The organism is Bacillus sp. z33, from assembly GCF_058313615.1.
In genome coordinates, this window is sequence record NZ_JBZFQN010000001.1 from 1,450,783 (window position 1) to 1,461,945 (window position 11,163).

Here is an 11,163-nt window from a genome sequence, read left to right on the forward strand (position 1 = left end):
TTCAAAGGCTGTCTCTTTTTTCTTAAATAATATTTAAACATATGTAAATATAAACTTTTACATATGAGGGAAATATCCTTATATCTTCATAAAGCAAAAAAAGACGAACCTCTAATCCAAATTTAGTAGAGTTGAAGTTCGTCTATTTCTTTAACTTTATATATGTTATTTATTTGCCAAATGTATGGGTTTCACATTCCAAATGTCAGTTGCATACTCACTGATTGTTCGATCACTCGAAAAATATCCTGAATTTGCAATATTTATCACACTTGATGCATTCCATTTCTTTTTATCCTGATAAAGTGCCTCTACTTTTTCCTGTGTACTTGCATAAGAATCAAAATCTTTTAATACAAAGTACTGATCATTTTCCAGAAGCAGAGAATCATAAATCATATCAAACATCCCAGAAGTATTCGGGAAGAAACCATTAATTAATTGGTTTACGACCTGATGAATCCGGCGATCCAGCATATAATATTCTGATGAGTGATACCCTCCATGGGCATTGTAAACTTCCTCAGACGATAAACCAAAAGTAAAGATATGATCTTCTCCAACTCGTTCAAAAATCTCTACATTTGCTCCATCCATTGTACCGATGGTCAAGGCGCCATTCATCATAAATTTCATATTACCTGTTCCTGATGCTTCTTTACTTGCAGTGGATATTTGTTCACTCAATTCAGCAGCAGGGAATATTTCTTCAGCCAGGGATACCCGATAATTCTCAAGGAATACAACTTTTATATAATCCTTTGTATCCGGGTCGTTATTTACTTTATCCGCAACGGTATTAATGAGCTTAATAATCTTTTTAGCATAATAGTACCCAGGAGATGCTTTTGCGCCAAAAATAAATGTACGCGGATAAGGTTTGAAATTCGGCTCTTCCTTCATCCGATTATATAAGTACATAATGTGAAGAACATTTAATAATTGTCGTTTATAAGCATGCAAGCGTTTAACCTGGACATCAAAAATACTATCTGGATTAACATTTATTCCATTTTGTTCCTTAATGCGTTTAGCTAACTTGATCTTATTTTCAGTTTTTACTTTCATCAGCTTTTCTAAAAAGGAAGAATCTTTGCTAAACCGCTCCAGTTCCTTCATATAAGTTGGATCAATCTTCCACTTATCTCCGATTGATTCTGAAATTAAACGAGAAAGGCCTGGATTTGCTTTCATTAACCATCTGCGATGAGTAATTCCATTTGTTTTATTATTAAATTTCTCTGGATAAACCTGATAAAAATTATTCATTTCCCGTTTCTTAAGAATTTCGGTATGCAAATGGGCTACACCATTAACACTATGGCTGCCTGCAATAGCCAAATGAGCCATTTTAACTTGGTCATGAGCGATAATAGCCATTTCCTCTATTCTTTGCCACTCTCCCGGGTACATATCCCATAGTTGCTTACAAAATCGTTCATTAATCTCATTTACAATCATATATATTCTAGGTAATAACGGTTTAAATAACCGAATCGGCCATTTCTCCAACGCCTCAGAAAGTGTCGTATGATTCGTATAGGATATTGTTTTTGTGGTGATGTCCCATGCTTCGTCCCAAGATAATTTTTCTTCATCCAATAAAATCCTCATCAATTCTGGAATCGCCAGTACAGGATGAGTATCATTAATATGTATAGATACGTATTCGTGCAGTTTGCTCATAGGGATATTCTTTTTACGGTAAGTCTTTAAGATTGAGTGCAAACTCGCAGAGACGAGGAAATACTGTTGTTTTAAACGCAGTATTTTACCACTATCTTCTGTATCATCCGGATAAAGAAATTCTGATACCATTTCCGTCTCACGTTTGTAACGCATGATGTCACGTCGGTAAGGAGTCGGAGCAGGTTCAGCACTCCACAATCTAAGTCTATTGACTGTCTCATTATGATATCCAACAACTGGTATATCGTAGGGAACTGCCAGGATTGGTTCTGTGTCTACATGCCGAAAACATAGTCGATCTTCAGAATCTTTATAGGATTGAACTTCTCCCCAGAAAGGAACCATTACCGCTTGATCGGCCTTTCTAACTTCCCATACATGTCCATTTTGCAACCATTGTTCCGGATATTCAACTTGTACACCATCTATGATCTTCTGTTCAAATAAGCCATGTTTATAGCGAATCCCACATCCATGTCCTGGTAATTCAAGGGAAGCTATGGAATCCATAAAACAGGCAGCCAATCGGCCTAAACCGCCATTACCAAGAGCAGAATCTGGCTCAAGTGTTTCCAGTTCTGAAAAATCAATTCCTAAATCTCCCAGTCCTTCCTCCACTATTTCTTGTATCCCGAGATTTAAGACATTGCTTCCCATAATTCTTCCAAGTAAAAATTCGATTGATAAATAGTAAACTTGCTTAGTATTGGTACTTCTATATAGTTGATTGGTATTAATCCAATTCTTACTTATATATTCTCGAATCATAATGCCTAATGTATGATATTGTTCTTGTGGTGTTGATTCTGAAAATGTATTTCCATATGACATTTCCAGCTTAGATATGAAGGCTTCCTTAAACTGTTCTTTATTATCAAACATTCAATCAGATCCTCTCACTCAAGTCTTCATACAATAACTCATACTCTGCTGCTGAACGTGCCCAGCTGTAATCTTTCTTCATGGAGTTCATAACGATCTTTTTCCATTCAGAAGGATTTTGATAAAACGATAATGCCCGCTGTATTGTATAAAGCATGTCATGAGCGTTAAAGTTTGTAAATGAGAAACCATTGCCTTTACCAGTAAATTCATTATATGGCTGTACAGTATCTCGCAAACCACCAGTTTCCCTTACAATTGGTAATGTCCCATATCTCATCGCTATTAATTGGCTTAACCCACAAGGTTCAAATTTAGACGGCATAAGGAATAAATCAGCACCGGCATATATTTGATGGGCTAAATCCTCATCAAATCCTATATGGACTTTTAATTTATCCATATACCATTGGGACTCATGACCAAAGAAGTTCTCGAATTGTGGATCACCTGTTCCAAGCATAATCATTTGTACATCTTCCTGCATAATCTCATGTAATACAGCCCGAACCAAATCAAAGCCCTTTTGTGAGGTCAATCGTGAAACAACGGCAATCAAAGGCTTACTATCATCTACCGGCAAATTAAAATATTCTTGTAGAAAACGTTTATTCTCTTTCTTGCCTTCCAAATGATTGACTGAAAACTCTCCGGCAATTGCATCATCTTTTTCTGGATTATATAAATCATAGTCAATACCATTTATGATTCCATAAAGATCTGCATCCCGGATCTGTAATATTTCATTCAAACGTTCACCATAGTAGTCTGTTTTAATTTCCTCTTTATATGTAGGACTTACAGTAGTAATTACATCCGCATAAACAAGTGCTGATTTCATAAAATTGATGTTTCCGTCAAATTCTAAATGATTAAAATAATCATAGTGAATACCCAGAACATCACCAAGAAAGCTCTTCTCGTATACCCCTTGGAATTGTAGGTTATGAATCGTAAATATATTTTTAATATTAGATAATTTCGTATTTTGGTGCTGGGTTTTTAAAAGAAAAGGAATCATGCCTGTATGCCAATCATGTGTATGGATAATATCCGGTAAAAATGGGATATGATATAACGCTTCAACAGCCGCTTTGCAGAAATAAGCAAAACGTTCACCATCATCAAACTGCTCATAGAGTTTTGAACGGTGGAAATAGTATTCATTATCCATAAAGTAATATGTAACACCATCATATTCGACTTCAAAAATACCGCAATACTGTCTTCTCCAGCTTAACTGAACTTCAAATTCTGCAATTTTTTTAGCCTTATCAAAAAAATGAGAAGGTATCGTTCCATACTTAGGAAGCAACACTCTTACCTCATGGCCTAATTTTTTTAGTTCTTTTGGAAGAGAGCCGGCCACATCAGCCAGCCCTCCAGATTTAGCAAAAGGTACACATTCAGATACTACAAATAAAACATTCACGAATTCATCAACGCTCCTTGTTTAACACCTTTTTGGATGACAATCGGTTGAAATGGCGATCCAATAAGAACTGTACCATCTGCTATTTCTACATCTTTATCAAGGATAACATAATCTAATTTACAGTTCTTTCCAACTTTTGTTTTTTGCATGATAATGGAGTTTTTAATAGAAGTACCTTCATCTATATTCACTGCTCTGAATATGATGCTATTCTCCACTTCTCCTTTAATCATACAGCCGTTCGCAACCATCGATTGACTCACGTGAGACTGTTCACTGTATTTGGAAGGTGGCTCATCTTTAACTTTTGTATAAATAGGGCGTTCCTTCATAAACAGCTGATTCCAATTTTCTTCTTTAAGCAAATCTACGCTTGTTTGGAAATAGGCGTTAATAGAATCGATTTTTGCTAGATATCCATCATATTGATATACACAGATTGAAAAGTCTGAATAATGATCATCTACTACATCTTTTAAAGATGTATAACCAGTTTGTTTCCGCTCTTCGATTAATTGAACAAGCAATTCTTTTTTAAGAATAAACATTCCAAGAGCTTCCGTATCTTTTTTGATTTCCGTAATATCACATCTATTTTGCATATGATATTTAAGGACTGCGTTGAAATCAATATTGCACACGGTGTGACTGTTAGCGACAATCACATACTTCTGTTCGCTTCTTTCCAAATATGTCATATGGTAAGCAAAATGATCAAATGAATGAACCTCTCCATGTACCTCTTCTGTATGGGGCACAGGCAGGAAGAACAGGCCATCTCTTTTTCTGTTCAAATCCCAGTTCTTGCCCGTTCCCAAATGGTCCATTAATGACCTGAAATGTGACTGTGGATAAACAGCTACATTGGATAGACCTGAATTGACCATACTCGACAGGATAAAATCTATTAATCTGAAACGCCCAGCAATTGGTAACGCTGCAACATTCCTGCTATTTGTTAAAATGTCAAGGGATTCATAACTATTAGTAGCATCTATAATACCCAATAGTGATTTACTCATAATTTCAACGCCTTTCAATATATATCAAGATAATTTTATAACATTCTCTTCTGTTAATAACTCAGGATTAACTAATATTACATCCTCATCATCAATAGGCTTAATCACTTGGTTATCAGGTATAACCGCACCAGGTGGAATAATCGCTTTTTCAATATATACATTCTCACCGATAATAGCATCTGACATGATAACTGAGTCTTTTACATGGGCACCTTTACCGATTTGTGCTCCATAGAAGACAACGGACTTTTCTACTTTGCCTTCCACGATACATCCTTCGTTAATCAGTGATTCCTTCACATCCGCTTTATTAGATAAATACTGAGGAGGTCTGTTTGGATTAACAGAATAAATGCGCCATGAATAGTCATAAAGATTTAATTCACACTCTTCATCCAATAAATCCATATTGGCTTCCCAATAACTTTTCAGCGTACCTACATCCTTCCAATACCCTTCAAATGGATACGCATATACCTTTTTATTGTCATTTAACAGTAAAGGAATGATATCCTTACCAAAATCTCTTGATGATTCTTCATTTTCGGCATCTTTTATTAAATAGTCCTTTAGGACTTTACGATTGAAAATATAAATTCCCATAGATGCTAAGTTATTTTTAGGATTCTTAGGTTTTTCGTCGAATTCCATAACCGAATAATCTTCTCTGGTATTCATAATTCCAAATCTACTTGCTTCATCCCAAGGCACAGGGATAACGGAAATCGTTGCATCAGCACCCTTTTCTTCATGGAAGCTCAGCATCTTATCATAATCCATTTTATAAATGTGATCGCCGGAGAGTACAATTACATAATCAGGATCATATTGATCTATATAATTTAAATTTTGATAAACTGCACTTGCTGTCCCGGTATACCATCTCATTTCTTTTGAAGCGGAATATGGAGGTAAAACGGTGACTCCGCCATCTTTTAAATCAAGATCCCAGGCACTTCCATTTGAGAGATATGAATTTAGCAATAATGGTTGATATTGTGTTAATACCCCTACCGTATCTATTCCTGAGTTGGTACAGTTACTTAATGTAAAATCTATAATTCTATATTTACCACCAAATGGGACTGCTGGTTTTGCAATATCAGCTGTCAAAGCTTCAAGCCTTGTTCCTTGACCTCCCGCCAGTAGCATTGCGACGATTTTTTTCTTTGCCATTTTCAGTTAACTCCTTCCGTTTTTTTATGGGACGCAGTATAGTAATTCCAAATGGAGGAACCTTTATCTTTATGTGATATGGTCTGCCATGAAAAGAACCTTCTTCTGCGATGATTGTCTTCTTATTAACATGATTGCTTCCGCCATATTGGAGAGCGTCGCTATTAATGACCTCTTTATATTCCTGTTTATCAGGTACTCCAACTTTATATTCTTCGTACGAAATATTTTTAAAATTACACAACACAATTAATGGATTACCTTCTCTATCTCGGCGAATAAATGAGAAAATGGATTGGTCGGTGTTATGGACATCGATCCACTCAAATCCTTCAGGTTCATCATCCAACTCATATAAAGGTTTTGACCGTTTATAAAACTTCACTAAATCTTTAAAGAAAGTATTTAATGTTTGATGAGAATCATAATTTAGTAGATGCCAGTCAACCTGCTCCTTATCCTTCCATTCTGAAAACATTCCCAGCTCCCCACCCATGAATATCAATTTTTTCCCTGGATGGGTTGTCATAAATCCCATAAGTAATTTCAACTGAGAAAATTTTTCTTCGTAGCTTCCTGGCATTTTATCAAGAAGAGATTTTTTACCGTGAACCACTTCATCATGTGATAAAGGCAAAATAAAGCGTTCCGTATAAGCATACATTAAGGAGAATGTTACTTTATTATGGAGATCTTTTCGGGAATGCTGATCTGCTTCCATATACTCTAAAATGTCGTTCATCCAACCCATATTCCACTTATATGTAAATCCTAAACCTCCCTCACTATCCGGTTTAGTTACGTCGGGCCAATCAGTTGAGTCTTCAGCCATCATGAGTACAGTAGGATCTGATTCTTTAACTACTCGGTTAAGTTTTTGTAAAAATTTTATAGCATATGTATTCACTTCACCACTATATGTATTTGGCCAATATATAATATTAGCGACCGCATCTACTCTAAAACCATCTATGTGAAAATAGTTCATCCAATACCTTGCATTGGATATTAAAAAGCTATGAACTTCAGGTTTACCCAAGTCAAAATTAGCTGTACCCCATACTGGATTTTCTCTATGTTTCTGGTCAGAATATTCATAAACTGGTAATCCATCAAACATAAATAAACCGTGAGCATCTTTGCAATAATGCCCAGGAACCCAATCAAGCAATACACCTATATTATGCTGGTGACATTGATCAATGAAATATTTCAAATCTTCTGGTCTTCCATACCGGCTGGTTGGGGAATAATACCCTGTACTCTGATACCCCCATGAACCATCATATGGATGTTCCGTAAGTGGCATCAACTCTATATGTGTAAAGCCTTGTTCAACTACATAAGGGATAAGTTCATCAGCAAGGTCTCGGTATGTATAATATTCTTCTATCCTGCATTCCTCGCTTGGGATAGATTCTTTCCCTTCTTGAATATGTTTTCTCCATGTTCCTGAGTGAATCTCATAAATGAACATCGGACTATCTTCTTGATTTTTTCTTATTTTCTTCTTGAGCCAAGAAGCATCGCCCCATTTATATGAATCATCCAAAGGATAGACAACAGAAGCTGTATTTGGCCTTATTTCTGAATAAAAAGCATATGGATCGCTCTTTAATAGAATTTCTCCTGAGGCAGCTTCAATTTCATATTTATAAATAGAGCCCTCCAGGTTTTCATCTATTAAAATAGACCAGATTCCCTGTTCAGAAATCTTTTCAAAATCATATCCTTTCCCCTTCCAATTATTAAAAGAACCCACCAAGCGTATCTGACGGGCATTTGGTGCATATACCGTAAACCTTGTATGTACCTGGTCATTTATCCTAATTAAATGAGCGCCGAATAGTTTATATGCATCATAAAGAGAACCCTCATGAAACAAATGAACCTGATAGTCTGTCGGGATAGCTATAGGCATATTATCACCCTTTCTGGAATTTTCTCAATATACTAATTAAACTACTTATTCTGTCACTAAAGCAAATGCAATAATTGTCAAATTAACTTATATTAATTCTTTACACCATAATTTGTAATTAGTAAAAGAAATTAACAGTCATTAGTATAATATATCCAATATAATGCATTTGGAAACTTATATACTATTATTTTATATAAATATTTATTCCAAAAAACTAAATGATCATAAAACGTTCTCATATAGTCACAAGCTATAAGGGAAGATATGATTGAAAACATGGTTTTACAGAATACATGAAGGAACATTTGTTTATTATAGTATTCATATATAATAAACCTTAATATTCTAATAATTCAAGACCCAGAAGTAAACTTAGAACATATGGCATATATTTGAGATATACTAAATTTTCATTAATCATATATCTAATATAAAGAGCACTGGTAAACAGAAATGGGTTAATTCACGGATATGATTGTAAAAATCGATTGGGGGATATAAGGAATAGTTTATTCTTTATAGGAGGTAATTATTCTTCAAGGTGTTTTTGAATATGAAAAGCGAAAAGCCTTTGTCACTACTTTCCATTCTCTCATAACATAGATGATTCAAGCAAGGTATAAAAAAACCATGTACTAATTTGTACATGGTTTTTTTTAATGACCCCTACGGGATTCGAACCCGTGTTACCGCCGTGAAAGGGCGGTGTCTTAACCGCTTGACCAAGGGGCCATATGGCGGAGAAGGAGGGATTTGAACCCTCGCGCCGGTTACCCGACCTACACCCTTAGCAGGGGCGCCTCTTCAGCCTCTTGAGTACTTCCCCATATATGGCTCCGCAGGTAGGATTCGAACCTACGACCGCTCGGTTAACAGCCGAGTGCTCTACCACTGAGCTACTACGGAATAATGGTATATGGGCCTAAATGGACTCGAACCATCGACCTCACGCTTATCAGGCGTGCGCTCTAACCAGCTGAGCTATAGGCCCGAAATTTAATTTGGAGCGGGTGAAGGGAATCGAACCCTCATCATCAGCTTGGAAGGCTGAGGTTTTACCACTAAACTACACCCGCATCTATGGGGCGGCTGATGGGAATCGAACCCACGAATGTCGGAACCACAATCCGATGCGTTAACCACTTCGCCACAACCGCCGTACGTTATTTTTTTAAAAGATGGTGGCTCAGGACGGAATCGAACCGCCGACACAAGGATTTTCAGTCCTTTGCTCTACCGACTGAGCTACTGAGCCGTTTTGTATCTTTTGAATTTCTATGATGTTGCTCAAAACTTAATCGATGAGCTAACATTTTATAAAATGGCGGTCCGGACGGGACTCGAACCCGCGACCTCCTGCGTGACAGGCAGGCATTCTAACCAACTGAACTACCGGACCATTACTATTGCGGGGACAGGATTTGAACCTGTGACCTTCGGGTTATGAGCCCGACGAGCTACCAGACTGCTCCACCCCGCGACAATGATAATTTGTTTCATATATCTAATGTTAATGATATATATATGGCGGAGGAAGAGGGATTCGAACCCCCGCGCGGTTTAACCCGCCTCCCGGTTTTCAAGACCGGTCCCTTCAGCCAGACTTGGGTATTCCTCCATATATTGTGGTGGACCTTGTAGGACTCGAACCTACGACCGGACGGTTATGAGCCGTCTGCTCTAACCAGCTGAGCTAAAGGTCCTATTTGGTAGCGGCGGAGGGGATCGAACCCCCGACCTTACGGGTATGAACCGTACGCTCTAGCCAGCTGAGCTACACCGCCAAATATTGAATCCTATTTTAAATTTAGAATGGTGGAGCCTAGCGGGATCGAACCGCTGACCTCCTGCGTGCAAAGCAGGCGCTCTCCCAGCTGAGCTAAGGCCCCATATTTTTGAAATGGTCGGGAAGACAGGATTCGAACCTGCGACCCCTTGGTCCCAAACCAAGTGCTCTACCAAGCTGAGCTACTTCCCGCAAAAAATGGCGCGCCCGAGAGGAGTCGAACCCCTAACCTTTTGATCCGTAGTCAAACGCTCTATCCAATTGAGCTACGGGCGCATTCTTGCAAAAAACTAGTGCCGAGGGCCGGTCTCGAACCGGCACGGTAGTCACCTACCGCAGGATTTTAAGTCCTGTGCGTCTGCCAATTCCGCCACCCCGGCATATAACTTGGCATTGGAGCGGAAGACGGGATTCGAACCCGCGACCCCCACCTTGGCAAGGTGATGTTCTACCACTGAACTACTTCCGCGATATAAAGTGCGGGTGAAGGGACTTGAACCCCCACGCCGTAAGGCGCCAGATCCTAAGTCTGGTGCGTCTGCCAATTCCGCCACACCCGCATATTGTAAATGGTGAGCCATGAAGGACTCGAACCTTCGACCCTCTGATTAAAAGTCAGATGCTCTACCGACTGAGCTAATGGCTCGTACTGATGGTGCCGGCAAGAGGACTTGAACCCCCAACCTACTGATTACAAGTCAGTTGCTCTACCAATTGAGCTACACCGGCGTAAAATTTCAAATCATTCTATTGAGAGACTTGATTATTATAACTTATATACCTTGTAATTTCACCAATTATTTTGGTGAATATTTAATTTGTAATGGTGGAGGATGACGGGATCGAACCGCCGACCCTCTGCTTGTAAGGCAGATGCTCTCCCAGCTGAGCTAATCCTCCATTTATTATTGCCTGGCGACGTCCTACTCTCACAGGGACTCGCGTCCCAACTACCATCGGCGCTGAAGAGCTTAACTTCCGTGTTCGGAATGGGAACGGGTGTGACCTCTTCGCCATCGTCACCAGACGATTTTGTCAGCGACATTTATTATTATAATCGCGTTTCTGACATTTTTCAAGAGTTTTTTTAAAGAAATTTCATCTTTTTTATTCTCTCAAAACTGGATAATGTAATTTGGGCAAGTTGCGTGTTGAATCATTTGGTTAAGTCCTCGAACGATTAGTATCCGTCAGCTCCATGTGTCACCACACTTCCACCTCGGACCTATCAACCTGATCATCTTTC

At 38.2% G+C, this 11,163-nt stretch carries 5 protein-coding genes, 21 tRNA genes and 2 rRNA genes; all 28 read right to left on the reverse strand.

Features of this window, described 5'->3' with window-relative positions:
- Positions 1-165: 165 nt before the first annotated feature.
- Positions 166-2,571: a glycogen/starch/alpha-glucan phosphorylase gene (locus AC4G3L_RS06835; RefSeq protein WP_491076205.1), complete on the reverse strand. Its 2,406-nt coding sequence runs from the start codon at positions 2,569-2,571 to the stop codon at positions 166-168.
- A gap of 4 nt (positions 2,572-2,575) precedes the next feature.
- Positions 2,576-4,003, reverse strand: a complete 1,428-nt coding sequence (gene glgA, locus AC4G3L_RS06840) for a glycogen synthase GlgA (RefSeq protein WP_491076206.1) — start codon at positions 4,001-4,003, stop codon at positions 2,576-2,578.
- On the reverse strand, positions 4,000-5,028 hold the full coding sequence (locus AC4G3L_RS06845) for a GlgC family sugar phosphate nucleotidyltransferase (RefSeq protein WP_491076207.1): 1,029 nt from the start codon (positions 5,026-5,028) through the stop codon (positions 4,000-4,002). Before AC4G3L_RS06845 ends, glgA begins: the two co-directional genes overlap by 4 nt.
- Positions 5,029-5,052: 24 nt before the next feature.
- Positions 5,053-6,207 (reverse strand): glucose-1-phosphate adenylyltransferase, encoded by a 1,155-nt coding sequence (locus tag AC4G3L_RS06850; RefSeq protein WP_491076208.1) that lies wholly within the window; start codon positions 6,205-6,207, stop codon positions 5,053-5,055.
- Entirely contained in the window at positions 6,149-8,128 is a 1,980-nt protein-coding gene (gene glgB / locus AC4G3L_RS06855; protein ID WP_491076209.1) for a 1,4-alpha-glucan branching protein GlgB, read from the reverse strand. The genes AC4G3L_RS06850 and glgB overlap by 59 nt, the downstream gene beginning before the upstream one ends.
- A 663-nt stretch (positions 8,129-8,791) precedes the next feature.
- Positions 8,792-8,863 (reverse strand) — tRNA-Glu (locus AC4G3L_RS06860).
- A 3-nt stretch (positions 8,864-8,866) separates the two neighbouring features.
- A tRNA-Ser gene (locus tag AC4G3L_RS06865) sits at positions 8,867-8,957 on the reverse strand.
- Positions 8,958-8,962: 5 nt separating this feature from the next.
- Positions 8,963-9,037: transfer RNA gene (locus tag AC4G3L_RS06870), tRNA-Asn, on the reverse strand.
- Between the two features lie 11 nt (positions 9,038-9,048).
- Positions 9,049-9,122, reverse strand: a tRNA-Ile gene (locus AC4G3L_RS06875).
- Positions 9,123-9,133: 11 nt separating this feature from the next.
- Positions 9,134-9,207 (reverse strand) — tRNA-Gly (locus tag AC4G3L_RS06880).
- Between the two features lie 5 nt (positions 9,208-9,212).
- Positions 9,213-9,288, reverse strand: a tRNA-His gene (locus AC4G3L_RS06885).
- A 22-nt stretch (positions 9,289-9,310) separates the two neighbouring features.
- Positions 9,311-9,386: transfer RNA gene (locus AC4G3L_RS06890), tRNA-Phe, on the reverse strand.
- A gap of 67 nt (positions 9,387-9,453) precedes the next feature.
- Positions 9,454-9,530: transfer RNA gene (locus tag AC4G3L_RS06895), tRNA-Asp, on the reverse strand.
- A 7-nt stretch (positions 9,531-9,537) separates the two neighbouring features.
- A tRNA-Met gene (locus AC4G3L_RS06900) sits at positions 9,538-9,611 on the reverse strand.
- 45 nt (positions 9,612-9,656) lie between these two features.
- A tRNA-Ser gene (locus AC4G3L_RS06905) sits at positions 9,657-9,749 on the reverse strand.
- Between the two features lie 8 nt (positions 9,750-9,757).
- A tRNA-Ile gene (locus AC4G3L_RS06910) sits at positions 9,758-9,834 on the reverse strand.
- 4 nt (positions 9,835-9,838) lie between these two features.
- Positions 9,839-9,915: transfer RNA gene (locus tag AC4G3L_RS06915), tRNA-Met, on the reverse strand.
- A gap of 29 nt (positions 9,916-9,944) precedes the next feature.
- A tRNA-Ala gene (locus AC4G3L_RS06920) sits at positions 9,945-10,020 on the reverse strand.
- A gap of 12 nt (positions 10,021-10,032) precedes the next feature.
- Positions 10,033-10,109, reverse strand: a tRNA-Pro gene (locus AC4G3L_RS06925).
- 7 nt (positions 10,110-10,116) lie between these two features.
- Positions 10,117-10,193, reverse strand: a tRNA-Arg gene (locus tag AC4G3L_RS06930).
- Positions 10,194-10,211: 18 nt separating this feature from the next.
- Positions 10,212-10,297: transfer RNA gene (locus tag AC4G3L_RS06935), tRNA-Leu, on the reverse strand.
- A 14-nt stretch (positions 10,298-10,311) separates the two neighbouring features.
- Positions 10,312-10,386 (reverse strand) — tRNA-Gly (locus tag AC4G3L_RS06940).
- A gap of 9 nt (positions 10,387-10,395) precedes the next feature.
- Positions 10,396-10,477: transfer RNA gene (locus tag AC4G3L_RS06945), tRNA-Leu, on the reverse strand.
- A gap of 10 nt (positions 10,478-10,487) precedes the next feature.
- Positions 10,488-10,563: transfer RNA gene (locus tag AC4G3L_RS06950), tRNA-Lys, on the reverse strand.
- Between the two features lie 7 nt (positions 10,564-10,570).
- A tRNA-Thr gene (locus tag AC4G3L_RS06955) sits at positions 10,571-10,646 on the reverse strand.
- Positions 10,647-10,741: 95 nt separating this feature from the next.
- A tRNA-Val gene (locus tag AC4G3L_RS06960) sits at positions 10,742-10,817 on the reverse strand.
- 10 nt (positions 10,818-10,827) lie between these two features.
- A 5S ribosomal RNA gene (rrf, locus tag AC4G3L_RS06965) occupies positions 10,828-10,944 on the reverse strand.
- A gap of 133 nt (positions 10,945-11,077) precedes the next feature.
- Positions 11,078-11,163, reverse strand: a 23S ribosomal RNA gene (locus AC4G3L_RS06970); the annotation flags it as partial.

Bases quoted from the DNA above. Each gene is read 5' to 3' on its own strand.
- AC4G3L_RS06845 (WP_491076207.1), bottom strand. From the start codon at position 5,028: ATGAGTAAATCACTATTGGGTATTATAGATGCTACTAATAGTTATGAA.
- glgB (WP_491076209.1), bottom strand. From the start codon at position 8,128: ATGCCTATAGCTATCCCGACAGACTATCAGGTTCATTTGTTTCATGAG.
- AC4G3L_RS06850 (WP_491076208.1), bottom strand. From the start codon at position 6,207: ATGGCAAAGAAAAAAATCGTCGCAATGCTACTGGCGGGAGGTCAAGGA.
- AC4G3L_RS06835 (WP_491076205.1), bottom strand. From the start codon at position 2,571: ATGTTTGATAATAAAGAACAGTTTAAGGAAGCCTTCATATCTAAGCTG.